The following is a 23,719-nucleotide window of genomic DNA, read 5'->3' as shown; positions in this document are numbered from 1 at the left end:
CTATGGGCCGAAAGTTCACTCTCAAGCGGCTCGATAGCCGATCGATTCCGTTCTTCACGCTTGTTGTGCTGATGATTGCCGTCTTCCTCATGGGTGGGGGCTCGCGCGGCGATATCATCTCGCTGATTCTGCTGCGCCCGCTCGGAGTGATCTGTCTAGCGATCGGATTGGTGACACTGAAGCGCGATCAGGTGCACATCCATCGCCTCGCACTCGGCATCATGGCGGCCATCGTGGTGCTGATCGGGCTGCATGTGGTGCCGCTGCCACCAGCAATCTGGTCGGCGCTGCCCGGGCGCGACATCGCGGTCGAAGCAGGTCGCCTCGTTGGGCTCGAAGACCAATGGCGTCCCTTGACCCTTTCGCCGCACCGTGGCTGGAATGCATTTTACGCCATGTTGGTCCCCGCTGCAGCCATGATCCTCGCGATGCAGCTGACGGTAGACCAGCATCGCAAGCTTCTGCTGGTCATCCTCGCCCTCGCGGCCACGAGCGCACTGCTTGCCGTGGCGCAGGTCGCCAGCGGGCTCAACCGCTCGCTGTTTCCTTATGCGGTTACCAATACGGATTATCCCGTCGGCCTTTTCGCCAACCGCAATCACTCCGCTGCCATGTTGTGTATAGCGCTTCCAATGCTCGCGGTCTTCGGGCTGAAAGCCAAAGGCGCGGTTCGCGCGCTGGTGCACACCGCCACAGGGGCCACTGCAATCGTGCTGGTTTTGCTGGCTCTTGCAACGGGGTCGCGCGCCGGGTTTGTGGGGCTGGTGATCGCGGCGCTGTTCAGCGCCGCTCTCATCCGCGCATGGGAACCCCCGGTGCGAAAGCGTGGCGCCCGGTCGCTGAAGCCGTTTTATATCGTCGGAGCGATCGCCACCGTGTTCGTGACCGCATTCATCGCAATCGCCTTCTCGCGTGCCGACGGACTCGGTCGCCTCGCCGAAACCAGCGCAGCCGACGAAAACCGTTGGCCGGTCTGGGAAACCGTGGTCGGGTTCATGGGCCAGTACCAGCCCTTCGGCTCGGGCGTGGGATCGTTCGTCGAGCTGTTTCAGGTCCACGAGCCTCGCGACATGCTCGGCACCACCTACTGGAACCATGCGCATAATGATTGGCTCGAGTGGATCCTCGAACTGGGCGTCCCGGCAGTCATCCTGCTCGTACTCGCGATGGTTGCGATCGCGCGCACAGGGCGCACGGCATGGGCCCGTTTGCCACTCGGCCGGACGCCCGACCTGCTGTCTTGGGTGGGCTTGTCCGCGCTTTTTATTCTTGGACTTTGGAGTCTGGTCGATTACCCCCTGCGCGTTCCGTCGCTGGCCTGTGTGGCTGCGGTCGCGGCGGTATGGATGAGACTGCCCGCTGCTTCGGCGGGGCAGGCAAAACAAACAGCACGGCCTTGAAGCCGCGTCGAAGCGAACCGGGTGGGATCGACATGAAATCTATTGCGGCAATGGGCATTGCGCTCTGCTCCCTCTTGGCGAGCAGTTGCAGTAGTACGCCCGCACCGGTGGGTGGTGCGCCGGGCCTCGAGGTCATCGAGGGCGAAATGCCTGCGCCGACCGACGCCGACATGGAAGGCGTGCCTACGGATACGCGCGTGCGGATCGGCGATCGCCTCAAGGTCGACGTGTTTGGCGTTCCCGACCTCAGCAATCGCGAAGTCGCGGTCGACGAGAACGGTCGAATCTCGTTCCCCCTCATCGGTACCGTCGAAGTCGCCGGCCTGCAGCCGGAAGAAGTTTCCGAACGCATCGAACAAAGACTGCGCGGCGACTTCGTCCGGGATCCGCAAGTGAGCACACTTGTCACGCAGACGACCGAACGGGAAGTCACCGTGTACGGTTCGGTTCAGATGCCGGGCGTCTATCCGGTCGCTCGCAAATCTTCGTTGATGACGACGATCGCCAAGGCGCGCGGACTCGGCCAGTTCGCGAATTCGCGCGATGTCGTCGTCTTTCGCACCGTGTCGGGACAGCGCATGGCGACGCTTTACAATCTCGAAGCGATCAGCCGCGGAATGTATGACGATCCGGCGATCTATCCCAACGACGTGATCGTCGTCGGCGAAAGCAACTCGCGGCGCCTGTTCGACAACATCGTAAGTGCGGCAACGCTGGTCGCCACGCCGTTGACGATTCTTTTGCAGAATACGCTCTGAGCGGAGACCGGGTCACGATGTCTAGTGCAACCAACTTCTCGCCGGAAGGCGATAACATCTTCTCCGCGCCGGAAGTCTATTCCGATGCCACCGCCAATCACCAGGGGCACGAGGCATCCCTCATTCGCGAATATCTCGGGATCATTCTACGCCGCAAGTGGATCATCCTCGGGGTTGTCGCCGCGGCGTTGCTCGCCGGGATCGCCGCAACCTTGCTCGCCGTGCCGCAATACACCGCATCCTCGCGTCTCGAAATCGCGCGGCAGGACCAGCGGATCACCAACGTCGAAGGCGTCGACGATGTCGATCGTACATTCGATCAGGAATTCTACGAAACCCAGTACCAGTTATTGACCGCAAGGTCCGTCGCCGAACGGGTCGAACGTGAGTTGCGTCTGGCCACCCGCCCCGAATTTTTCGAGGCCCATGGCATCGATATCAACGATCTTCCGCTGCGCGAATCGACCGGCCAGGTTCCCACCCGCGAGGAGTTGGATAAACTGCGCAAAGGGGCGGTTGGGCTGCTCCTTGGAAATGTCTCGATTTCGCCTATCGCGCGATCCTCGCTGGTCGATATCGTCTACACCAGTGCCAGCCCCGCGCTTTCGGCAGAAATCGCCAATGCCTGGTCGGAACAGTTCATTGCCGAGAGCATCGACCGTCGCTTCTCGATGACCAGCGATGCCCAGTCCTTCCTCGAACGACGCCTCGCCGAATTGCGCAAGGACGTCGAAGACTCCGAACGCAAGTTGGTGACTTACGCCAACCAAAACGACATCGTGATCCTCAACCGGCAAGAGCAGGACGGCCGCACCGTTGCGACGCCCACGCTCAAGGCCGCGACCCTCGAACAACTGAATTCCGCGCTGGTCGAGGCCACCGCCCAGCGTGTTGCCCTGGAAGCTCGCGCCGCATCGCCCGGCGGGTCGGATTTCGCTGGCAATACGGCGGTTGCCAATCTTCGCAACCGGCTCGCCGACTTGCAGGCGCAATATGCCGAGATGATGGTTAAGTTCGAACCCGGCTATCCTGCAGCGCGCGCGCTTGCCGAACAGATCGATGCGCTCGAAACCTCCATTGCCCGCGAAGAATCGCGTCTGCGCGGTGGCTCGCGAGCCGATTACCAGGCAGCGCTCAAGCGCGAGCAGGATCTGACTGCCCGCGTCGACGCGCTAACTGGACAGCTCCGCGATCAGGAACGCGCGCGAATCCAGTACAATATTTTCCAGAACGAGGTGGATACCAACCGCGAGCTCTATGAGGGCACGCTCCAGCGCTACCGCGAGATCGGCGTAGCGTCGGTGGGTGCCAGCAATATCGCGATCGTCGACCAGGCCCAAGTGCCGGGAGCGCCGTCTTCGCCCAATTTGATGCTGAACCTGCTCATCGCGCTGTTCGGCGGTGCGGTGGCCGCAGCAGTCGTTGTGTTCCTGCTCGAGCAGTTCGATGACGGGATCCGGACACCGGACGACGTGACAAGCGCCACTGGCCTGCCCCTGTTGGGCGTGGTTCCGGTGGCCGAGGACGACGAAGAAATCGCCGACCTCGTCGACGATCCGAAGTCCGAGGTGTCGGAGGCTTATCTCACGATTCGCTCGAACCTCGCTTTGTCTTCGACCAGAGGGGTCCCCGGCGTGGTGATGATCACTTCGAGCCGGGCAGCCGAAGGCAAGAGCACGACGTCTTACGCGTTGGCGCGCATTCTCGCCCGAACCGGCAAACGCGTTATCATTATCGATGCCGACATGCGCTCCCCGTCGGTTCACAATGCGTTCGGCATGGCCAACGGCCAGGGCTTCGCGAATTTCCTTGCCGGCGAAGACGACCTTGCCCTGCTCATCAACCACAGCGACATGTCGAACCTCGATGTGATGACGGCAGGCCCCACGCCGCCAAGCGCCGCCGAACTCCTCAGTGGCGATCGGACAGGTACTTTAATCAGCAAGCTGCGCGAGAACTACGACCATGTCGTGGTCGATGCACCGCCTCTGCTCGGAATCGCCGATGCACCGCTCCTCTCGAAATCAGTCGACGGCGTTGTCTACGTGATCGAATCGCGCGGCGTTCCGGTCCGTGGCATCAACCTTTCGCTCGATCGCCTGCGTGACAGCCGCGCCAACCTGCTCGGCGGCGTCCTGACCAAGTTCGACAACGCATCCACCACTGGGTACGGGTATGGCTACGGATATGGCTACGGGTTCCGCTACGGTCAGGACGAAGAAGAGCGCGCCTAATATGCGGCCGGCCACTCGATATTCGATCATTGCGCTGGCCGCGCTGGCCACGGTTTTCGTCGCCGTCAGCGCAGGGTTGTTCTCGGCCTCCTTCGCGCTCGCCCGGGCCAATCCCGAAGCCGCGCTAGCGTTGGATGGCGACAATCCGGATGCGATCATCCGCCGCGCGGAACGACTGGCGCAGGCGGGTGGGGAATCGACCTCCAGCGGTGACCAGTTATTTGCCGCGGCAAGAGATTCGATCGCCGCTCTTCCCCTCAATGCACCGGCGTTCCGCCTGTTTGCGAGCACCAATGCCTCGTCCGACGAACTTGATCGGTTCAAGGCGCTGGTCGCTATGTCGGACCGCCTTTCGCGCCGCGATCTTGGGACCCAGCTGTTTCTGATCGAGACCGCGGTCGAGGACGATGACGTTGCATCCGTACTCTATCACTACGACAATGCGATGCGGATGCGCGAATCGAGCCGCGCCCTGCTGCTCCCCGTGCTTGCGGCGGCGATTAAGTCGCCTGCAATCCGTGCCCATTTGCAGCCGTACCTCAAGCGCGACACGCCGTGGCTCGGTGAGTTTCTTCGTCAGGCGGTCGCGACCACACCCGATTCGCGAGACGTCGTTGCGCTGCTGATTGAATCGGGCGGCATGCCCGAAGGCGATTTTTACCAAGCCCTCCACAGCCAGCTTTTGAGCCGCCTGGTGAGCGAGGGCCGCACGGACTTGGCGCTGCGTTACTATCGTTCGCTGGACGGTGCCGATCCGGCCTACCTTGCGAGCTTGGCCATGACCGACGCGTCGACCAACGCCCGCTACACGCCGGTTTCTTGGCAACGCTATGATATCGCAGGCGTCGATTCGCTATTCCTCGTTGCCGATGACGGCGACTACGAGCTCTCGAGCACGTTCGAACCTGGCTTTCCCGGACCGATCATGCGCAAGGTCGCTGCCATTGCGCCGGGCAGTTATACGTTTTCAGCCCAGCAACGCGCCGATGATTTCGCACCGGACAGCGAACTGCGTTGGCAGATCGAGTGCATCGGCGGAGAGCGGAAGGAAACGGTCCTGAACCGGACTGTCGCGATGGAAAACGAATTTACGGTCCAGGCCGATTTCGAGGTCCCGGAATGGTGCGAAAGCCAGATCGTCACGGCCTTCGCACGGATCGGCTACGAACCGCGAGACACCTCGATGACCATTTCCTCTCCGAGCCTTGCCCGGCGCTGATCAGCGCTGCTTCAGGCCGCGCAGGCAGACGATCGCGAGTTGGGCCTGCTCTGACTTCTCGTCCATCTTCGCCCGGGTTTGACGCGCGATATCGGTTGTCACTTCGCGCTCCGTACGACCTGCCTCCGTGCCAACCGCGCGACGCGTGTAGATCTCGCTCGCCCGCTTGATCAGTTCCATCTGATCGGCATTGGCGGCCGTCGTCAGCGGGGCCACCGCGACCTCGGTGACGCGCAATGCGACAGCGCAATTGAATGCGAGTTCGGCGCTCGTGCCGCCTTCTTCGACCAAGTGACTGCCTAGCGACAGCAGTCGGGCCGTGCCCGCCGGCGCCGAGGCGGGCTCAGCGCGATCCGACGCGGGAGCAGGCTCCGACGAACAGCCGGCCAAAGCGGTCGCAGCGATCATGAGCATAGCAAACGAAAAGCGTGACATGGCGAACCCGTAATTCAATGCGTCTGGCGCGGCCCTAGCGCGCGGCGGTCTGCAGGTCCATCGCGCACTGTCTCAGTCGGGCCAGATGCCGCGTGTATCGTAGACCAGCGCATCGCCGCGCTCTTCGGCGGGCACTGCGCGGAAGACGTCGTGATCCACCAGCACGATATGAATGTCGCAGCGTTCGAGCGCGTCGTCGAGATCGGTCAGCGTGGCGCCGGTGTCTTCGAACTCGATCGGGAGGCTGCGCGCATGCGGTTCGACGATCGCCACTCGGTCGCCGAACTTGCGGGCGAGCCGGGCCGCGACGAAACGCGCCGGGCTCTCGCGGAAATCGTCGATATTCGCTTTGAAGGCGAGGCCATAGCAGGCGATCTGCTTGTCCGAATGTGCTTCGCACAGCGCCGTCGCACGTTCGAGGACATGCGCCATCTTGGCGTCGTTGACCTCGCGCGCGGTGCGGATGATCTTCGCTTGTTCGGGCGCGCCGTGGACGATGAACCACGGATCTACCGCAATGCAGTGCCCGCCCACACCGGGTCCGGGCTGAAGGATGTTCACCCGTGGATGCCGGTTGGCGAGGCGGATCACTTCCCACACGTCGAGATCCATCGCATCGGCGATCATCGACAGCTCGTTGGCGAAGGCGATGTTCACATCGCGGAAGGCGTTCTCGACCAGCTTGGTCATTTCAGCCGAGCGCGCATCGGTGACGATGCACTCGCCGCGCACGAATTTCTTGTAGAAGGATAGAGCCTTGCGTGCGCAGCGCGGCGTGATCCCGCCGATTGAGCGATCGTTGTCGATCAGTTCCACCAGGATGCGTCCGGGAAGGACGCGTTCGGGACAATAGGCGATCGCGACGTCCGCGGTGCCCTCGGTCAGGCCCGGCAGCTTCAGATCGGGACGCAGTTCGGCGATCCGGTCGCGCATTGCTTCGGTGGTGCCGACGGGCGAGGTCGACTCGAGGATGATGGTGTTCCCGGGCGCAAGCACCGGCGCGAGCTTGGCGGCCGCGTCCATCACATAGCTCAGGTCGGGTGTATGCTTGCCGTCCTTTTCGAACGGGGTCGGCACAGCGACCACGAACACGTCGGCCTGGCGGAGCGCCGTTCCGGCCGAAAGCAGGCCGCGCTGCACAACCCCGCGCACCAGTCCGTCGAGATCGACTTCCTCGATATGGATCTCGCCGCGATTGATCGTGTCGACCACGTCCTGGCTGACATCGACGCCGTAAGTCTCGATTCCCGCGCGTGCGATGATCGCAGCGGTGGGCAGGCCAATATAGCCCAGCCCGATCACACACGCCGTCATGTCTTGTCCGTTCGGCATATTCGCCCTATTTGTTTGTCTTTCGCAGCTGACCTAGCGCGATAGGGTTAAATCGCCGGAAACGGAAACCGTGGGAAGCGCTCCGCTTACGCTGCGGCGATAAGACGCGCGATCCGCTCGGCTGCGTTCCCGTCGCCAAAGGGGTTGTGCGCCCGCGCCATCGCTTCGTACGCGTCGCTATCGTCGAGCAGATGCTCGACCTCGGCGACGATTGTGTCGGCATCGGTCCCCACGAGCCTGGCCGTGCCTGCCGCCACGCCCTCGGGCCGCTCGGTGGTGTCGCGCATCACCAGCACCGGTTTGCCGAGCGCGGGCGCTTCTTCCTGCACCCCGCCGCTATCGGTGAGCATGATGTCCGCCAGCGAAAGCAGATGCGCGAAGTTGGGATAATCGAGCGGGGGAATCATCGCGACATTTTCGAGCCCGCTCAGTGCCTCTTCCATCACCGCACGCACGTTGGGATTGGGATGGACAGGGAAGATCAAGGCGACATCGTCGCGCGCGGCGAGGCGACGGATCGCTTCGGCGATCGCTTCGAGACCGCCACCGAAATTCTCGCGGCGGTGGCTGGTTACGCCGATGATCCGCTTGCCGGAAAAGCGCGTTTTCAGATCGTCGAGCGCGTCGGCCAATTCAGGTTCGCGCTCGATCCGGTCGGTGACCCAGTGCAGCGCATCGATCACCGTATTCCCCGTCACGTGGATCGCCGCCGGGTCGACATTCTCTGCCTTCAGCGCATTGGCGGCGGTTTCGGTCGGCGCGAAATGAAGCACGGCAAAACTGCCGACGACCTTGCGATTCACCTCTTCGGGCCAGGGTTGATAGATATTACCGCTGCGCAGCCCCGCTTCGACATGGTCGACCGGTATTTTGCGATAATAGGCGGCAAGCGCGCCGCACATGACCGTTGCGGTATCGCCTTGGACCAGCACGCGATCGGGCTTCACGTCGTCCATCACCTTGCCCAGCTCGACCAGTAATGATGCGGTGAGCGCATCGAGAGTCTGGCCTGGCGTCATGATGTCGAGATCGAAATCGGGCACGATCCCGGCAATTGCGAGCACCTGGTCGAGCAGACCACGATGCTGCGCGGAAACGCATACGACGGGGCGTATGCCGTCCGCCTCCCGGAGGGCATTGATCACCGGAAACAGTTTGATGGCTTCCGGCCGTGTGCCGAAGACGACGAGGATTGTTTTCATGCACCCCACTCCATTGCGGGCGGAGTTAGCGTGCGAAGCCTAAACTGTCATTAAGCCTCGGGTGCTTCGGCGTCTTCGGCCTCGTCAGAAGCGGGGGTACCCTGCCCTTCGGGCGCCGGGAGCGGTTCGGCATCCGGGTCTTCGCCCCGCCGCTCTGCTTCGAGCTTGCGCATATAAGCTGCTTCGAGCTCCTCGACCCGGCGCTGCGTTTCCGCCGCATCTTCGTCGATTTCCGAAAGGCGTTCGGCGCGCGCCTCCTCAATCAGCTGGGCGAAGCGCACCGAATCGGCGACGGCCTTTTCGCCATAGGCCTGACGGATCATTTCCTGCGTACAGCCGGTGAAACCACCCGCGCCCACGGGGGAGCAGGACTGGATGCCCGTGTCGGTCATGATCTCATAGCTGCGAACACGTTCTTCGAATGGTTCGGCCTGGGGACCGCTGGCCCCGCGCAATTCCTTGGGGATGCGATACGGATCTTCGAGCCTGCCGCAGACCACGATCGTGGTTTCGGTCGATTGCGGGCATTCCTCGTCCTCGGTGATGAACACCTGGTTGATCTTGGTGCTCTCATCCTGAGCCATGGCGGGAGACGCAAAGGCGAGCCCGATGGCAAGAGCGGCGGGGGCGAGGACGATAGTGGGTTTCTGCATGGTTTAGATCCTTGTCTCCACCGGATTAGCGCAGGATGAAGCGCGACGGTTCCGGTAAAATCAGACTTTCTCGGAAATTCGGATGGCGAGGCGGCAGCCGAGGCGGATGGCGCCCGACAGCAGCGGGTAGCCCGGCGCGCGTTCGGCTCCCGCATTGAGCGCAGCGTCGCGATGTTCGCGCTCATCCTCGCGGAACTCGGCAATCATTTCGCTGAGTTCGGGATCGTCTTCGCCCAATTCGTCGAGCTGGTCGGAATAATGGCGGTCGATCTCTTCCTCGACTGCGGCGGTGCAAGCCATGGCGGCTTCGGGGCCGAGCAGCGCGGTGCCCGCGCCCAGCGCATACCCCGCGACCGACCAGAACGGCTGCAGCGCCGTAGGACGCACGCCGCGTTCGGCCATCAACGCGTCAAATCGCGAGCGGTGGCCTTCTTCCTGCCGCGCCATACCCTCGATCTCGGTCGACAGGTGCGAGCGATTGCCCATCACTGCCAACTGGCCCTTGTAGATCCGCGTCGCGCCGAATTCTCCGGCCTGGTCGACGCGAATCATCTGGGCGCGCCGCTCGGCGGCGGTGGAGCGAGACTGGGGATGATCGGTCATGCGGGTCTCCGCGTCTTGATGAGGAGTGCGAACACGATCAGCGCGCCCGCACTCGAGAAAAGGAAGTTCCAGCCAGCGAGCGAAATACCGAGCAGCGACCACGGCGCGACGTCGCAGCGGATCAGGTCGGCATTCATGATCGCCTCGAGCGGATCGCCATTGCCGAAATCGACCGCCGATGCGCATCCGGTGATGCCTTCCCACCAGCCATATTCGACCCCGGCATGGAACGCGCCGATCAGCCCCGATACGAGGACGGCCAGAGCCGCCAGGGCAATCGGCCAGCGCGCCGGCTTGAGAGCAAACGCGAGGATGCCAAACACTATCGCCGCGATATGCGGATAGCGCTGCCACCAGCACATCTCGCACGGGTAAAGCCCGAAGACATATTGCGAGATCAATGCACCGCCGAGCAGGAAGCACGGCACCAGAAGCGCAACCGAGCGTGCCGTCCTGAGCGCAGTCGCTGCGGTCTTGGGCCTTGGCATCTTCCTATTTCCGCTTCGCGAGACCGACCGGATTGGACGTGCGGTTCAGCGTCTTGATCGCGTAGTCGAGCTGGAAATCCTCGATGCCCTGCTTTTCGAGCTCTTCGGCGGTGACATCGAAACGCGGATCGGTCTGCCGATCATTCTCCAACTCGCGATCGTCGACATCGGCCTCGTTGATCAGATGACCGCGCAGATCGCTTTCGCGGAAGGCGAGCTTGGAGCGGCGCGCGGCGTCCGGATCGGACATCTGCGGCACGCGGATATCGGGATCGATCCCGCCCTCCTGCACCGATTTGCCGCTCGGCGTGTAATACCGCGCGGTGGTGAGCTTGAGCCCCTTGGTGCGGTCATCATCGAGATAGAACAGCGACTGCACGCTGCCCTTGCCGAAGCTGCGTTCACCCATCACCAACGCGCGCCGCTGATCCTGCAAAGCGCCGGCGACGATCTCGCTGGCCGAGGCGGAGCCGGCATTGATCAGCACGATCATCGGCATGTCGGGTGCGATCTCGCCGCGGAACACGATTTCCGCCGGGAAGCTGCGATTGTCCTCGCTACGCCGCCCCTTCTGGGAAACGATCGTGCCCTTGGTGAGAAACAGGTCCGACAGGATGATCGCTTCGCGCAGCGAGCCGCCCGGATTGTTGCGCATGTCGAGCACAAGCCCGGTGAGCTTGCCGCCCGGGACGTCGCGGCGCATCGTATCGATCGCTTCGGCGACATCGACCCCGACATCGGCGGCGAATTCGTTGATCGAGATGACGCCGATCGTGCCGTCGAGTTCGTAGGTAACTGGTTCGAGCTGGATCGTGCCGCGCGTAACGGTCACGTCGAACGTATCGTCGCGACCGGGACGGAAGATGGTCAGCTGGATGTCGGTGCCCTCTGGCCCGCGCATTTTTGCGACGGCTTCGTCGAGATCGAGCCCGATGATCGACTTGCCATCGAGATGGGTGATGTAGTCGCCGGCCTTGATGCCCATTTCCTCGGCCGGACTGCCCTTGAACGGCGAGATGACCTTGACCGCGCCCTCTTCGCCCACGACCGACAGGCCGAGCCCTTGATATTCGCCGTCGACCATTGTGTTGAGCCGCTGGATCGCCGACCCGTCGAGATAGCTCGAATGCGGATCGAGGCTTCCCAGCATGCCGTCGATCGCGCCACGGATCAGTTGTTCGTCATCGACGCCTTCGACGTAGTTGTCCTTCACCATCTGGTAGATTTCGAACAGGCGGGCGAAATCCGGAGACGTGCGCGCATCGACCTGGGCAAGGCCTGCCGTGGTGGCAGGCAGCAGGGCGACGGCAACGACAAGCGCGGTGGCACGGGCGATGGCGGCGAATTTGGTCTTCAAGCGGGCGCTCCTGTTGGATTGTGGAGGATTTATCGCAGGCTGGTGATGAATACCAGCTTGCCGCGACGGGAAAGCGAAACGGCTCGCCCTGCGTCGCGTTACCGCACCTGCGCGAGCGGGTTGACCGTCTCGCCGTCGCGGCGCAACTCGAGCATCACCTGCCCGAGCCGGGGATCGGCAACCCCGAGCGACCCGCCGGCGACCACATCGTTTCCTACATCGACATCGAGTCGCCCCAGCCCGGTGACAAGCGAGGTCCATCCTCCCCCATGCTCGATGATGACGATGCGGCCATAGCCTGAATAGGGCCCGGCGAAGGCAATGCGGCCTGCGCCCGGCGCAGTGACTGCAGCGCCCGGTTCGACCGCCAGCGTAACTCCGCGCGAAACCCCGCCGAAGCCACGTGCGAGGCGGCCATTGGCAGGGAGGATATAGGGCTGCGGAGCGGCCTCGTTCGGTCGTTCGCTGGATGTTGGCGATGGGATGACAGGCGACGCTACCGCAGCATCGGGCTGCGCGGGCCGGATCTTGGGGCCGGGGAGCCTGGCAAGCCGGCTGCGCAAGGCAGCGCTCCGATCGAATCCCTCGACCAGTTCATCGAGATCGCGCGCCTCTTCGGCGAGCGCGAGCGCGCGCTCCTCTTCGCGTGCGGCATCATTGCCGAGGCGGCGCGAAGCGAGACGCTGTTCGGTTTCGAGCGCGAGCAGTTCGCGGCGTCTCGTGGCGAGGCGAGTCTTGGTGGCACGGAGGCGCTCTGCCGCCGCTTGCTCGCGAGCCTCGATTCCCTGGATCGCCGCGATCTCCTTGCGCAAGGCGCTCGTCCGGCGCTCGATCACGGGAAGCGTGCTCGCCATCAGCGCCCTGGCCCGGACGGTGTCTTCGACCGTGCCCGGGCGCAGCAGCGAAAATGCAGGCGGGCTACGCGACAGGCGCTGAAGCGCCGCGGTGAGACCCATCAATGGCCGTTGGCGCGCCGCAAGGTCGGATTCGAGCCGCGCCCGCTCGCGCGCCACCGTGCGCAATTGGGCTTCGGCGAGCACCCGTTCTGCTTCGGCTTGTTGAACGCGGGCCGCCAGCGCGGCCGCTTCGCGCGCGCTCTTCTCCGCCGCTTCATCCGACTCGGCGGCTTCGCGTTCCAGTCGATCGCCGCGCTCCGCCGCTTCGCGGGCCTGGGTGCGCGCTCGGGCGATGGCTTCGCGCGCGCTTGCCGCGTCTTCATCCGCCCTCGGCATGGGCTCCGGCATGGCTGCAATCGCAACCGCCCCCACTGCCGCTAATGCGAGCGTTGCGAGGCTGGCTAGAAAGGGTGGTGTGGGCATAGAAGATGCTTATGCGCGATGGTAGGGATGCCCGGCAAGGATCGCGGTGGCGCGATACAATTGCTCGGCCAGCATGGCGCGCGCCATCATGTGCGGCCAGGTCGCGCTGCCATAGGCGAGCAGGAGGTCGGCATCCTGCCGTACCGCGCGCTCATGCCCGTCGGCAGCGCCAATCAGGAACTGCACTTCGCGAATCCCGTCGTCGCGCCAGCGACCGAGGATATCGGCGAATTTTTCGGAAGGAAGGTCCTTGCCTCGCTCGTCGAGTGCGACGATCCGGGCCGGTGTCTGCGGTGCGGGAATGGTGCCCCCACTATCGGGCAGTTCGGTGGTCTTCGTATCCCAGCGAATGCGTTTGAGATAGCGTTCGACCAGCTCAGCCTCGGGCGAGCGACCGATTTTTCCGCGCGCTATAATATGGAGCAGCAAGGTTCGACTTCCCGCTCAAACCGCGCGCGAAGTCATGCTTCGCCCAGCGTCCACATCCGTTCGAGATTGTAGAACGTGCGCACTTCAGGGCGGAAGATGTGGACCACTACGTCGCCCGCATCGATCAGCACCCAGTCGCCTTGCGACAGGCCTTCCATCTTGGGTGGCGGATGCCCCGCTTCCTTGATGCGCTGACCCAGCTTCATCGCGATCGCGGCGACTTGGCGGGTCGATCGGCCCGAAGCCACGACCATGAAGTCGGCGATGCCGCTTTTGCCTTCGAGATCGATCGAGACGATATCCTGCGCCTGATCGTCATCGAGGGATTTGAGCACGGTTTCGTGCAGAGAACCCTCCTCGGCCTCGGGGAGAGGCTGGGGATGCGGGGGCGCGGTTTCGTCGCGCACAGAATTAGCCGGACTCATCGGTGTGACCATAGCTCCTGCAATGTAGGGTGTTCCGCCCGCCACGCCAAGGGGAGGCGACGACGCATCAGCGTTCCGGTTCCCGTTCGGGTGTCACCAGGCGGTGTGTCAGGGGATCGCGCACGGGCAGATTGGCAAAGCGGGAAGCCCAATCCGGAGACTTGCGGCGGATCGCGGTCGCGGAACGCGGATCGGGATCGAAACGCAACATCACCAGGGCAGGCGCACTCCAATCGGCCCTTGAGCGGGCCCTTGCTCTAAAACCGGCGGCGGAAATGCGATATCGCCGCAACCAGGCCATGGCGGGGCTCGCCATCGCACGATCATCATAACCGGGGCGCGCGATCACCGCAATCGGCATCGTTCGCGCGATTGCCCGCCAATCGCGCCAGCGATGGAACTGGGCGAGATTGTCGCTCCCCATCAGCCACACGAACCGACGCTTGGGATACCGCCGTTTGAGCGCGCGAAGCGTGTCGATCGTATAGCGCGTCCCCAGTTCGCGCTCGATCGCCGTGGGAATGATCGGGGCCCTCCGTGCGCGCCGTTTTGCCGCGGCCATCCGGGCAGGCAATGGCGCCATCCCCGCCTTGGGCTTGAGCGGATTGCCCGGCGAGACCAGCCACCACGCCTCGTCCAACCCGAGCGCGTCGATTGCGAACAGGGTGATCCGGCGGTGTCCGCCATGCGCAGGATTGAAACTGCCGCCGAGAAGCGCGGTATCGGTCATCGCGCTCCAGATGGCGCATTTGCAACGGCGCCCGCAAGTGTCTTGGGAGCGGTGACCAATCGCCTCCCCCTTTCCGGCACGAATCGACTTCTCCGATTCGTCGCCTGAGCGGAACAAAACGAAACCAAATGCACTCCTTTAAGGAATGTTCCCACAACTCGTCGCATTTTGACCCTGCGACGAAACGATTCATCGCAGGGTTGTAACGATTCACCCCGGCACGGCGGCCGCTCGCGTGACCTTTCGATCTAGCCGCGTAGGGTCCTGATCACACGACGGACGGTACGGGGTTTCGTTTTGACTGACATTAACTCGGGCGGGTACATCGCTCGCCTGCGTAGCTGGTTCCCCGAGCGCGAATTCTTCATGCGCTCGCAGGGTCAGGTGCGTTTTATCAAAATCAGCTCGCGCTTCCAGATCATCGCCGCGGCGATTCTGGTGGCCGGACTTTCCTTCTGGGCAATCAGCCTCGGCGCAATGGGCGTGACCCAGTACCTGGCACAGAGCGAGCGCACCGCGCTGCTCGATCGTGAAGCCAGGGTCGCCAGCGCGGAAAACCGGGTCGACGCGTATCGCGACAATCTCGACACGGTCGCAGACGATCTCGGCCAGCGTCAGGCGTTCATCGAACAGATGGTCGAAGCGCATCTGGGCGTCCTGCCCGAAGAAGCGGCGGCGGACGAAACCGTCAGCGATAGCGGCGACGAAGCGCGCGAGACGGTAGAAAAAATCGGCCTCTCGATCCCCGAGGCGCGCAACCTCGCCCAACTCGAAGCTAGGCAACTCGCATTCGTCGAACGCCTGACCCGATATGCCGATCGCCGCTCGAAACGCGCTGCATCCGCATTGCGCGAACTGGGCCTCAACCCTCGCGGCCTGCTATCGTCGGTCAACGACCGTACGGCGATGGGTGGTCCGCTCGACGAAAACGGTGAGATCGATCCGCGTTTCGTCCGCCTCGGCCTCAGCCTCGCTCGGATGGACGCGCTAGAGCGCGGGATTGCCGGTGTGCCGCAATATCTTCCCGCCGCTACCGGAATGGTGTCGTCGAGCTACGGCTATCGCCGCGATCCCTTCACCCGCCGCGCAGCCTTTCATTCGGGCCTCGATTTCAAGGGCCGCATCGGCGCTCCGATCAGCGCTGCGGCCGATGGGCGTGTTTCCTTCGTTGGGCGTAAAGGCGGCTATGGCAATCTGATCGAGATCACGCACGCAAACGGCCTGACCACCCGGTACGCCCACCTTTCGGGCTTCAAGGTCCGGGTCGGCCAGCAGGTCGAGGCCGGGGACCATATCGGCGCGATGGGCAGCACCGGGCGTTCGACCGGACCGCACCTCCACTTCGAAGTGCGCCAGGGCGGCAAGCCGCTCAATCCGCGCGCTTTCCTCGAAAAGGCTCCCCATGTTCTCAAAGAAATCCGCCGCAACGTCGCGGCCCGCGGCGAGTAAGCCCATGGCGGGCAATGGCAGCGCGACGTTCTCCGTCCTCGGCAGCGACGTCGCGATCAAGGGCGACATTAAGGCCGATGCGGATCTCCATCTCGACGGCAAGGTCGAAGGCGACATCGCCTGCACCAGCCTGGTCCAAGGCGAAACCGGGGCGATCCATGGCGGCGTGACAGCGCAATCCGCGCGGCTCGCGGGCACGGTGTCGGGCTCGATCGAAGCCAAGGAACTGGTGATCCTCAAGACCGCCCATATCGAAGGCGACGTCCATTACGAGACGCTGACGATCGAACAAGGCGCCAAAGTGGATGGGCGGTTTGCTCCGCAGGTCGTGAAGCAGGCGATAAAGTCTCAGCCCGACATTCCTCAGGAGGGCGAACCTCAGCTCAAGGTCGCTCAGTAAGCCGGAAACGCGAGGGCGGGCTCAGCCCTCGCCTAAAACTTCGGCCTTGAGCGCTTTGCGGTCGAGCTTGCCGATCATCGTCTTGGGCAGATCGTCGCGGATGACCAAATCGGCGATCCGTTCGTGCTTGCCCAGGCGCTGGTTGGCCCAGTCGCGCAATTCGTCCGCGCCGAGTGCGCCATCATCGATCTGCAAAGTAACATAGGCTTCGACCCGCTCCCCCTTGTAGGGGTCGGGCGCGCCGATCACGAGCGCCTCCTTGACCATCTCGTGCTCGAGCAGGGCATTTTCGACCTGGCTGGGGAACACCTTGAAACCGCCGACTGCGATCATGTCCTTGCAGCGATCGACGATCTTGATGAACCCGTCGGCATCGATCACCGCGACGTCGCCGGTGCGCAGCCACCCGTCTTCGGTAAAGGCATCTTTGGCAGCATCGGGCCGGTTCCAGTAGCCGCGCATGATCTGCGGACCTCGAACAACGAGTTCGCCGGGCTCTCCATCGGGCGCGGGGCGGGAGGAATCCTCTTTGTCGATCAGCTTCACTTCGGTTGCCGGGATCGGCTGCCCGATCGTGCCGACGCGCTCTTCGCCTTCGTAGGAGTTAGTCGACACCACGCCTGAACTCTCGGTCAGCCCGTAGCCCTCGAGCAGGCGCGCACCGCTGCCCTTTTCGAAGCGCTCCTTGAGTTGCGGTCCAAGCGGAGCACCGCCCGAAATGCACGCGCGAAGCGACGAGAAGTCGGTCGCGGCGAAATCCTTGTGATCGAGCAGCGCCTGATACATCGTCGGCACGCCCGGCATCGCGGTGGCCTTGACCCGCTGGATGGTTGCCAGCGCATCCTTCGCGTCGAACCGCGGCAGCAGTGCCATGCACCCGCCATTGACCACCGTGCGATTGAGCACGCAGGCATTGGCGAAGACATGGAACAGCGGCAGTACGCCGAGGATCATGTCGCGTTCGTCCGTGCGCGGATCGACCGCATTCACCTGCCGGGCATTGGCGCTGAGATTCTGGTGCGTCAGCATCGCGCCCTTGGGCGTGCCGGTCGTGCCGCCGGTGTATTGCAGCAACGCGAGATCGTTTTCCGGATCGATCACCACCGGGTCGAGCGGGGAATCGGTGCAAAAGGCATCCCAGGCGGTGACATCGGCACGGTCGGGCGCGGAGGCCAGCATGTCGCGCTTGAACAGCTTGAGCGCGAAACCCTTGAACCGCGACAGCATCCCGGCGAAATCACCGACTACGAGCCCGTCCAGTTCGCTTGAATCGAGCACGTCGAGCGCAGTCGGCAGCAGCGCATCCAGATCGACCGTCACCAACAGGCGAGTGCCCGAGTCAGCGACCTGATGGCTCAGTTCCTCGACCGTGTAGAGCGGCGAGAAATTGACCACCACCGCACCGGCCATCATCGCCCCGTAATAGGCGGCCGGATAGATCGGGACATTGGGCAGGAACAGGCCGATGCGCTCCCCCTTGGCTATGCCTCGGGCCTGGAGGCCGGCGGCAAAGCGCTGCGCATCGCGATAGACCTCGGCGTAGCTATAGCGACGCCCCATGAAGTCGATCAGCGGCGCGTCGGGCGCACGCTCGACCGTTGCGCGCAGCATATCGGGCATCGACAGGGGCGGCAGGTCCATGTCCCACGGACCGGGGTGCGAATAATTCTGAGCGTAATTGACAGCCATGTCAGCAGCATGGCGTGTCGGTACACGCGCGGCAAGCGAAACCCGCCGTGCCGCTCCGCAGCCGGGCCTAGTCGGAGGCTTCGGTGCCTTCGCCGGTCGCCTCGGCATCCTTGCGTGCTTGCAGCCAGGCTTCGGCCTCGGCTTCCTGCGCGGCTTCGACTGCTGCCTTGGCAGCGTCCTCGCGCTCCTGCTTCAGCTCCGCGATCAGTTTCTCGCGATCGCCGCCGAGCTTCTCGTCGTCGCCGCTCGAATCCTCGAGCCCGGCCTTCTTCGCCGCCTTGGCCACGACCGCATCGAGTTCGCGCTGCGAACACAGGCCGAGCGTGACCGGGTCCTTGGGCTGGATGTTCTGGATATTCCAGTGGGTGCGATCACGGATCGCGCCGATCGTGTTGCGGGTCGTGCCGATCAGCTTGCCGATCTGCGCGTCCGAGATTTCGGGGTGGTTGCGCAGCAGCCAGGCAATCCCGTCGGGCTTGTCCTGGCGCTTCGATACCGGCGTGTAGCGCGGGCCCTTGGTGCGCGCGACCGCAACCGGCTGCTTCTGCATCTTGAGCTTGTATTCGGGGTCCGCCGCGCCCTTCTCGATTTCCTCGTTGGTCAGCTCACCCGCGCGCACCGGATCGCGCCCGGTGTATTTGCTCGACGCGAGATCGTCCGCCATCGCCTGGACTTCGAGAATGTGCAGACCGCAGAATTCGGCGATCTGTTCGAAGCTGAGCGAAGTGTTGTCGACCAGCCAGCTGGCGGTCGCATGCGGCATCAGGGGGGTGGGAGCGGACACGTTGATTCTCCGGCACTTGCGGGAAGTGAAAATAAAACGGGCCGCCCCTTACCGGAGCGGCCGCTTGGCAGGAGGGATAGGCGCTTGTGCGCTTTCGGGCAAGGGTTTTGCCGAATGTCGTACCGACGCCGGGTCCCGCGGCAAAGGTTCTACCGTCCGGCAAAGGCCATTTTCACCCTTTGTTAGCCGCCCCGCCCTAGGCCCGAGAATAAAGGATTGAGACTTGGGGACATCCGTGAACGCAGCGAGCCGCGATTTCGAGGACGATACCGCCGTGCCGCCCGCCGAGCGCCGCGATCTCATGGCATATGATCTGTGGACGCGGTGCCACCAGGATGGCGCGGTCCCCTCCCAGCAGGAATTGCTCGGCCACCAGGAATGCGACTTTGTCGATCACTCGGTGCTGATCCGCATCGTGGGCGAGGATACCGCGCCGATCATTTCGCATATCGGCACCCAGCTGTGGCTCGGCCTCGACGGAATTCTGCCGCAGGACATTTCCGAAGTGCCCGCGCGCTCGGTGCTGTCGCGTATCACCGAGCATTATCTCGAAGCGGTGGCCAACCGGACTGCGGTCGGTTTCGAAGCGGAGTTCGTAAACGAGGACGGATCGGCGATCGGCTATCGCGCCATCGCCCTGCCCTGTGCCAGCGACGGAGATACGATCGACGCGGTGCTGGGCGTCGTCGACTATACGCTGGTCGAAGACGAACCGCTCCCGGCGTCAAAAATCGCGCCCGAGCACCATTCGGCCACCGACGAAGGCGACATGCCCCGCGAGGGTTGGCGCTCGGTGATCGCCAATATGCGGCGCGATCCCGGGGAACCCGTGGCCGACGAGGTTGTCGAGGCGGAAGAAGAACCGGAGGCAGAGTCCGTTCCGGCGGAAGGGCGCACGCCGAAGAAGCGCAAGCGGCAAGCACTCGATCCGCTACCAGCGGAAGGCGCGGCCGAAGCGGATGTCTCGCCTCCGCCCGCGACCGGCAAAACGACCGCGAGAGACGATGCAATCCACACCGCTCTGGCACAATTGCTCGAGATCGAAGGAGCGCTTGCGGCGGCGTTGGTAGAGATCGAAAGCGGGATGCCGCTGGCAAGTGTCGGTGAGGCCGGCGGTATGGACTTGGATATCGCCGTCGCCGGGAACACCGAAATGCTTCGGGCAAAGCGCAAGGCCATTCGCGCGATCGGAATGGAGGACGAGGTCGAGGACGTTATCGTCACTCTGTTTTCGCAATATCACCTGCTGCGGCCGCTCGGCTCGAACGATGGGTTGTTTCTGTGTGTCGTGCTCGATCGCAAGGCGGCGACACTTGCCATGGCGCGACATGAGCTTCGCCGGGTGGAAGGCGGGCTGTCGCTCTAAGCTGCGATCGTCTCTGCGCCTTCGGGCGCAAGGGCGGCGAGGAATTGCCGTGCACTGGCTTCCCAGCTGTATGACCGTCCGACCGAGACGCAGTCGGCCTCCGCGCACTGGAGGGCGCGCTCGATCGCGCGCGTCAAGTTTTCGTCCATCGCTCCGCAGGCCGGAGTCAGGATATCGATAGGCCCGGTGACGGGAAAACCGGCCACCGGTGTGCCGCAAGCCAGCGCCTCGATCATCACCAGCCCGAACGTGTCGGTCAGGCTTGGGAAGACGAACACGTCGGCCCCGGCATAATGCGCAGCAAGTTCGATGCCCGACTGCCGCCCGACGAAATGCGCCTCGGGGAACTGTGCGCGCAGCCGATCGAGCGCGGGCCCATCCCCGACAACCACTTTGGAACCGGGATGTGGACTGGTGAGAAAGGCCTCGATGTTCTTTTCGGCGGAGACCCGTCCGACATAGAGCTGGATCGGTCGCGGCAAATTGGCGAACATTGCCGGTCGCGGAATGTCCGGCGAAAACTGGGCGAGATCGACTCCCCTGCTCCAGTCGCGCAAATGCGGGAGGCCCTGGTCGCGCAAGGTTGCAGCAATGCTGGCGGTCGCCACCATAATTCCCGCCGAATCGCGGTGGAAGCGCCGAATATACGGCCAGATCGCCGCCGCCGGCAGTGGCGTGCGCCGCGCGACATAGTCGGGAAATTGCGTGTGATAGGCAGTCGTGAAGGCGCGACCGCGTTTGATGCAATGCCGCCGCGCTGCCAGACCCAGCGGCCCTTCGGTCGCGATATGAACCGCGTCGGGCGCGAACCGCTCGATCCGTTGGCCGACCGCTATGCGCGTCGTCATCGCCAGACGGATTTCGGGATAGGTCGGGCAGGGAAAATTGAGATAGTCGTCGGGCGAGACTACGAGCACTTCGTGACCCCAACCGCGCAGGATTGCGACCGTGGTGGTGAGCGTGCGCACCACACCGTTCATTTGCGGTTCCCACGCATCGGTCACCAGCGCGATCCGCATCGATTCAGGCGGCATCGGCCAGTTCTTTACTCGAACCTTCGGCCGATTCCACGCTCGCTTCTTCGGTGGCGCGCTTCGCCATTTCGGCCGGCCAGTCGAGGATTTCCATCCGTCCATCGGCATGTTCGACCAGAGCGTTGCAGCCTTCGACCCAGTCGCCGTCGTTCCAATACTCGATATCGTCGCCGTGGAAGGCGAATGTCCGGTGCTCGGCGGTGTGGATGTGTCCGCACACCACCCCATCCACCCCGCGCTGGGCGGCAGCCCGCGCCACGACCTCTTCGTATCGTCCGATGAACTCGACGGCGTTCTTCACCTTGTGTTTTGCCGCTTTGGAGATCGACCAATAGGGCAAGCCGAGCATCTGCCGCACCGTGGCGACCCAACCGTTGAGGCGCATCATCACATGGTATGCAGCATCGCCGACGAAGGCGAGCCAGCGGTGTGCCAGCATCACCGTGTCGAATTCGTCCCCGTGAAGGACCATCAGGCGGCGACCGTCGGCCGTATCGTGAAAAGCCGCGCGGCGAATTTCGACCCCGCCAAAGTTGAGCCCGGTAAACTGGCGGAACATCTCGTCGTGATTGCCTGGGATGTAGACGACCCGCGTACCGCGGCGCGCGCGCTTCATGATCCGCCAGACGATGTCGTTGTGCTCGGGCGGCCAGTAGAACTTTTTCTTCAGGCGCCAGCCGTCGATGATGTCGCCGACCAGATAGATCGTCTCGCTATCGGTATGGTCGAGGAAGTCGATCAGCAGTTCGGCATTGCAGCCCTTGGTGCCGAGATGAACATCGGAGATCCAGATCGTGCGGAACTGGCGGCGCTCGATCCCTTTCGGCTCGGGCGTGGCAGGACCATGCCCGCCGCGGCCGGCGAAATTGGCGATATCTGCGATCGTATCGTGCGCGGTGACCGCACCGTCATCGGTCTTTGCAAAGCGTTTGAGCATGGCAAACCCCCTTCCGGTTTGCCTGTTGCTACCGCCCGATTGTTACAGTGGATTCACAGATTTATGACGATTGGACGTCAATCCACGGCCAGCACGATCTTGCCTATATGGTCGCCCGCTTCCATCCGCGCATGAGCATCGGCCGCATCGGCCAGCGCGAACGTCTCGTCCATAACCGGCCGGTAGCTGCCATCTTCGACCAGCGGCAAGGCATTGGCTGCGATTTCGTCGGCCAGCAGCGCCTTGAACTCGTCCGAGCGCGGCCGCAGCGTCGATCCGGTGAGGGTCAGTCGCTTCGTCATCACCACGCCCATATTGATCTCGGCCTTGGCGCCACCCTGGATCGCAATGGTAACATGACGCCCGCTCTCGGCGAGACATTTCAGGTTCCGCGCGACGTAATCGCCCGCCACCATGTCGAGGACCAGCTGAACGCCTGCACCACCGGTGATTTCCTTCACCGCTTCGACGAAGTCCTGTGATTTGTAATCGATCGCGTGATCGGCCCCGATCTTCTTCGCGGCAGCGCATTTCTCTTCCGACCCGCAGGTGACGATTACCGTCATACCGAAGGCCTTGCACAGCTGAATCGCGGTGGTGCCGATCCCGCTGGTACCGCCATGGATCAGGATCGTCTCCCGCTCGCCCGCCATCCCGCGTTCGAACACATTGTGCCACACGGTGAACAGGGTTTCGGGGATCGCTGCCGCTTCTACCATCGAGACGCCTTCGGGCACCGGCAGACAATGTCGCGCATCGACCCGAACATATTCGGCGTAGCCGCCGCCCGGCACCAGCGCGCAGACTTTCTGGCCTGGCACCCATTGCGAAACGCCTTTGCCCAGCCCGGCGATCTGTCCGGAGACTTCGAGGCCCAATAGTGGCGACGCCCCCGGTGGCGGTGGATACAGGCCCCTGCGCTGCACCACGTCCGGCCGGTTCACCCCGGCATGGCCGACCTTGATCAGCACCTCACCCTCGCGAGGTGTCGGAGTATCGATTTCCGACAAGCTCATCACGTCAGGGCCGCCCGGGCTGTCGAACGTTATGGCACGCATGGTTTTCCGAAGGTCTGGCATATGGGTCCCCACCGCAGGTTATGTGGCCGAAATGCTATGGCCGCCCGCTTTGAAGCAGGGCTAACCTTTCGTGCCATTGACAGCAAGGCGGTGAATACCGACATTTCCCGGGCAGATGGACGACGATGATCGCCCCCGGCCCCGCGGTGACGCGGCGGAAGCCCTCTCCAAGGAGAGCCTCGATCCCTATTCGGTCGAAGAGCTCGATACACGGATCGCTTTGCTCGAGACCGAAATCGCGCGGGTGCGGGCGCATCGCGACAAGTCCAGTGCCCATCGCGCTGCCGCCGATGCGCTGTTCGGAAAGCCGGGCGGTTGAGCCCCCGGCCCGCCTGCGCCGCCGCCGTTCAACGTCCGCTCACACCGGACCTGCTAGACAATCGTTCCCATCGGGCCC

At 63.5% G+C, this 23,719-nt stretch carries 24 protein-coding genes; 8 read left to right on the top strand and 16 right to left on the bottom strand.

The genetic code is table 11. From position 1 onward, the window contains the following. The first annotated feature begins 2 nt into the window (after positions 1–2). From GRI68_RS11950 to GRI68_RS11935, 4 genes are read left to right on the top strand one after another with little or no spacing between them, the layout of a single operon-like run. Entirely contained in the window at positions 3–1,400 is a 1,398-nt protein-coding gene (locus GRI68_RS11950) for an O-antigen ligase family protein (RefSeq protein WP_160617458.1), read from the top strand. A 32-nt stretch (positions 1,401–1,432) separates the two neighbouring features. After that, positions 1,433–2,158, top strand: coding sequence for a polysaccharide biosynthesis/export family protein (locus GRI68_RS11945; RefSeq protein ID WP_160617457.1), 726 nt, complete (start codon positions 1,433–1,435; stop codon positions 2,156–2,158). A gap of 17 nt (positions 2,159–2,175) precedes the next feature. Continuing rightward, entirely contained in the window at positions 2,176–4,392 is a 2,217-nt protein-coding gene (locus tag GRI68_RS11940) for a GumC family protein (RefSeq protein WP_160617456.1), read from the top strand. Position 4,393: 1 nt separating this feature from the next. Continuing rightward, positions 4,394–5,611 carry a hypothetical protein gene (locus GRI68_RS11935; RefSeq protein WP_160617455.1) on the top strand — a complete coding sequence of 406 codons (1,218 nt, stop codon included), beginning with the start codon at positions 4,394–4,396 and terminating at the stop codon, positions 5,609–5,611. On the opposite strand, the gene GRI68_RS11930 is transcribed toward GRI68_RS11935, so the two are convergent. The 11 genes from GRI68_RS11930 to GRI68_RS11880 all read right to left on the bottom strand — a co-directional run bounded on the left by GRI68_RS11930 (position 5,612) and on the right by GRI68_RS11880 (position 14,584). Continuing rightward, the gene (locus GRI68_RS11930) at positions 5,612–6,019 is read right to left on the bottom strand and encodes a hypothetical protein (RefSeq protein WP_160617454.1); all 408 of its coding nucleotides are present in this window, start codon (positions 6,017–6,019) and stop codon (positions 5,612–5,614) included. Between the two features lie 99 nt (positions 6,020–6,118). Then, the gene (gene wecC / locus GRI68_RS11925) at positions 6,119–7,378 is read right to left on the bottom strand and encodes a UDP-N-acetyl-D-mannosamine dehydrogenase (RefSeq protein ID WP_160617453.1); all 1,260 of its coding nucleotides are present in this window, start codon (positions 7,376–7,378) and stop codon (positions 6,119–6,121) included. 86 nt (positions 7,379–7,464) lie between these two features. Next, positions 7,465–8,580 carry a non-hydrolyzing UDP-N-acetylglucosamine 2-epimerase gene (gene wecB, locus GRI68_RS11920; protein ID WP_160617452.1) on the bottom strand — a complete coding sequence of 372 codons (1,116 nt, stop codon included), beginning with the start codon at positions 8,578–8,580 and terminating at the stop codon, positions 7,465–7,467. 50 nt (positions 8,581–8,630) lie between these two features. Then, on the bottom strand, positions 8,631–9,233 hold the full coding sequence (locus tag GRI68_RS11915; protein WP_160617451.1) for a hypothetical protein: 603 nt from the start codon (positions 9,231–9,233) through the stop codon (positions 8,631–8,633). Positions 9,234–9,293: 60 nt separating this feature from the next. After that, complete coding sequence (locus GRI68_RS11910; protein WP_160617450.1) at positions 9,294–9,836, bottom strand: demethoxyubiquinone hydroxylase family protein; 543 nt, start codon at positions 9,834–9,836, stop codon at positions 9,294–9,296. After that, positions 9,833–10,324 carry a disulfide bond formation protein B gene (locus GRI68_RS11905; protein WP_160617449.1) on the bottom strand — a complete coding sequence of 164 codons (492 nt, stop codon included), beginning with the start codon at positions 10,322–10,324 and terminating at the stop codon, positions 9,833–9,835. Before GRI68_RS11905 ends, GRI68_RS11910 begins: the two co-directional genes overlap by 4 nt. A gap of 4 nt (positions 10,325–10,328) precedes the next feature. Next, entirely contained in the window at positions 10,329–11,681 is a 1,353-nt protein-coding gene (locus tag GRI68_RS11900) for a S41 family peptidase (protein ID WP_199799755.1), read from the bottom strand. Positions 11,682–11,779: 98 nt separating this feature from the next. Continuing rightward, positions 11,780–13,000 carry a murein hydrolase activator EnvC family protein gene (locus GRI68_RS11895; RefSeq protein ID WP_234028794.1) on the bottom strand — a complete coding sequence of 407 codons (1,221 nt, stop codon included), beginning with the start codon at positions 12,998–13,000 and terminating at the stop codon, positions 11,780–11,782. 9 nt (positions 13,001–13,009) lie between these two features. Then, a complete protein-coding gene (locus tag GRI68_RS11890) occupies positions 13,010–13,429 on the bottom strand; it encodes a 23S rRNA (pseudouridine(1915)-N(3))-methyltransferase RlmH (RefSeq protein ID WP_160617448.1) in 420 nt (139 codons plus the stop codon). A gap of 32 nt (positions 13,430–13,461) precedes the next feature. Next, positions 13,462–13,854: a ribosome silencing factor gene (rsfS, locus tag GRI68_RS11885; protein WP_160617447.1), complete on the bottom strand. Its 393-nt coding sequence runs from the start codon at positions 13,852–13,854 to the stop codon at positions 13,462–13,464. A gap of 67 nt (positions 13,855–13,921) precedes the next feature. Beyond that, positions 13,922–14,584, bottom strand: a complete 663-nt coding sequence (locus tag GRI68_RS11880; protein ID WP_160617446.1) for a nicotinate-nucleotide adenylyltransferase — start codon at positions 14,582–14,584, stop codon at positions 13,922–13,924. A 297-nt stretch (positions 14,585–14,881) separates the two neighbouring features. Here GRI68_RS11880 and GRI68_RS11875 point away from each other — a divergent pair, with 297 nt between their 5' ends. Beyond that, on the top strand, positions 14,882–16,033 hold the full coding sequence (locus tag GRI68_RS11875) for a peptidoglycan DD-metalloendopeptidase family protein (RefSeq protein ID WP_234028793.1): 1,152 nt from the start codon (positions 14,882–14,884) through the stop codon (positions 16,031–16,033). Between the two features lie 4 nt (positions 16,034–16,037). Continuing rightward, complete coding sequence (locus tag GRI68_RS11870; protein WP_160617445.1) at positions 16,038–16,433, top strand: bactofilin family protein; 396 nt, start codon at positions 16,038–16,040, stop codon at positions 16,431–16,433. A 21-nt stretch (positions 16,434–16,454) separates the two neighbouring features. On the opposite strand, the gene GRI68_RS11865 is transcribed toward GRI68_RS11870, so the two are convergent. Then, the gene (locus GRI68_RS11865; RefSeq protein WP_160617444.1) at positions 16,455–18,122 is read right to left on the bottom strand and encodes a long-chain-fatty-acid--CoA ligase; all 1,668 of its coding nucleotides are present in this window, start codon (positions 18,120–18,122) and stop codon (positions 16,455–16,457) included. 67 nt (positions 18,123–18,189) lie between these two features. Beyond that, positions 18,190–18,906, bottom strand: a complete 717-nt coding sequence (locus GRI68_RS11860; protein ID WP_160617443.1) for a DUF1013 domain-containing protein — start codon at positions 18,904–18,906, stop codon at positions 18,190–18,192. Between the two features lie 223 nt (positions 18,907–19,129). On the opposite strand from GRI68_RS11860, the gene GRI68_RS13785 reads away from it, so the two are divergent. Next, positions 19,130–20,272, top strand: a complete 1,143-nt coding sequence (locus GRI68_RS13785) for a roadblock/LC7 domain-containing protein (RefSeq protein WP_234028792.1) — start codon at positions 19,130–19,132, stop codon at positions 20,270–20,272. On the opposite strand, the gene GRI68_RS11850 is transcribed toward GRI68_RS13785, so the two are convergent. From GRI68_RS11850 to GRI68_RS11840, 3 genes are all read right to left on the bottom strand, one after another. Further along, positions 20,269–21,291, bottom strand: a complete 1,023-nt coding sequence (locus GRI68_RS11850) for a glycosyltransferase family 4 protein (RefSeq protein WP_160617971.1) — start codon at positions 21,289–21,291, stop codon at positions 20,269–20,271. The genes GRI68_RS13785 and GRI68_RS11850 overlap by 4 nt on opposite strands. Positions 21,292–21,295: 4 nt before the next feature. Further along, on the bottom strand, positions 21,296–22,243 hold the full coding sequence (locus tag GRI68_RS11845; RefSeq protein ID WP_160617442.1) for a UDP-2,3-diacylglucosamine diphosphatase: 948 nt from the start codon (positions 22,241–22,243) through the stop codon (positions 21,296–21,298). 77 nt (positions 22,244–22,320) lie between these two features. Next, on the bottom strand, positions 22,321–23,301 hold the full coding sequence (locus GRI68_RS11840; RefSeq protein WP_160617441.1) for an NAD(P)H-quinone oxidoreductase: 981 nt from the start codon (positions 23,299–23,301) through the stop codon (positions 22,321–22,323). 136 nt (positions 23,302–23,437) lie between these two features. On the opposite strand from GRI68_RS11840, the gene GRI68_RS11835 reads away from it, so the two are divergent. Beyond that, positions 23,438–23,641, top strand: coding sequence for a DUF1192 domain-containing protein (locus tag GRI68_RS11835; RefSeq protein ID WP_160617440.1), 204 nt, complete (start codon positions 23,438–23,440; stop codon positions 23,639–23,641). Positions 23,642–23,719 lie beyond the last annotated feature (78 nt).

The sequence above is a fragment of the Alteriqipengyuania halimionae genome (assembly GCF_009827575.1).
Classification (GTDB): Bacteria; Pseudomonadota; Alphaproteobacteria; order Sphingomonadales; family Sphingomonadaceae; genus Alteriqipengyuania_A; species Alteriqipengyuania_A halimionae.
Note: the sequence above shows the minus strand (reverse complement) of the source record. Positions and strands in the feature narration are given on the sequence as shown.

Excerpts from the sequence above, each read along its gene's own strand:
- GRI68_RS11865 (WP_160617444.1), bottom strand. The coding sequence starts at position 18,122 with ATGGCTGTCAATTACGCTCAGAATTATTCGCACCCCGGTCCGTGGGAC.
- GRI68_RS11835 (WP_160617440.1), top strand. The coding sequence starts at position 23,438 with ATGGACGACGATGATCGCCCCCGGCCCCGCGGTGACGCGGCGGAAGCC.
- GRI68_RS11850 (WP_160617971.1), bottom strand. The coding sequence starts at position 21,291 with ATGCGGATCGCGCTGGTGACCGATGCGTGGGAACCGCAAATGAACGGT.
- wecB (WP_160617452.1), bottom strand. The coding sequence starts at position 8,580 with ATGAAAACAATCCTCGTCGTCTTCGGCACACGGCCGGAAGCCATCAAA.
- rsfS (WP_160617447.1), bottom strand. The coding sequence starts at position 13,854 with ATGAGTCCGGCTAATTCTGTGCGCGACGAAACCGCGCCCCCGCATCCC.
- wecC (WP_160617453.1), bottom strand. The coding sequence starts at position 7,378 with ATGCCGAACGGACAAGACATGACGGCGTGTGTGATCGGGCTGGGCTAT.
- GRI68_RS11845 (WP_160617442.1), bottom strand. The coding sequence starts at position 22,243 with ATGCTCAAACGCTTTGCAAAGACCGATGACGGTGCGGTCACCGCGCAC.
- GRI68_RS11935 (WP_160617455.1), top strand. The coding sequence starts at position 4,394 with ATGCGGCCGGCCACTCGATATTCGATCATTGCGCTGGCCGCGCTGGCC.
- GRI68_RS11915 (WP_160617451.1), bottom strand. The coding sequence starts at position 9,233 with ATGCAGAAACCCACTATCGTCCTCGCCCCCGCCGCTCTTGCCATCGGG.
- GRI68_RS11910 (WP_160617450.1), bottom strand. The coding sequence starts at position 9,836 with ATGACCGATCATCCCCAGTCTCGCTCCACCGCCGCCGAGCGGCGCGCC.
- GRI68_RS11950 (WP_160617458.1), top strand. The coding sequence starts at position 3 with ATGGGCCGAAAGTTCACTCTCAAGCGGCTCGATAGCCGATCGATTCCG.
- GRI68_RS11945 (WP_160617457.1), top strand. The coding sequence starts at position 1,433 with ATGAAATCTATTGCGGCAATGGGCATTGCGCTCTGCTCCCTCTTGGCG.
- GRI68_RS11930 (WP_160617454.1), bottom strand. The coding sequence starts at position 6,019 with ATGATCGCTGCGACCGCTTTGGCCGGCTGTTCGTCGGAGCCTGCTCCC.
- GRI68_RS11840 (WP_160617441.1), bottom strand. The coding sequence starts at position 23,301 with ATGCGTGCCATAACGTTCGACAGCCCGGGCGGCCCTGACGTGATGAGC.
- GRI68_RS11870 (WP_160617445.1), top strand. The coding sequence starts at position 16,038 with ATGGCGGGCAATGGCAGCGCGACGTTCTCCGTCCTCGGCAGCGACGTC.
- GRI68_RS11905 (WP_160617449.1), bottom strand. The coding sequence starts at position 10,324 with ATGCCAAGGCCCAAGACCGCAGCGACTGCGCTCAGGACGGCACGCTCG.
- GRI68_RS11880 (WP_160617446.1), bottom strand. The coding sequence starts at position 14,584 with ATGACCGATACCGCGCTTCTCGGCGGCAGTTTCAATCCTGCGCATGGC.
- GRI68_RS11895 (WP_234028794.1), bottom strand. The coding sequence starts at position 13,000 with ATGCCCACACCACCCTTTCTAGCCAGCCTCGCAACGCTCGCATTAGCG.
- GRI68_RS11940 (WP_160617456.1), top strand. The coding sequence starts at position 2,176 with ATGTCTAGTGCAACCAACTTCTCGCCGGAAGGCGATAACATCTTCTCC.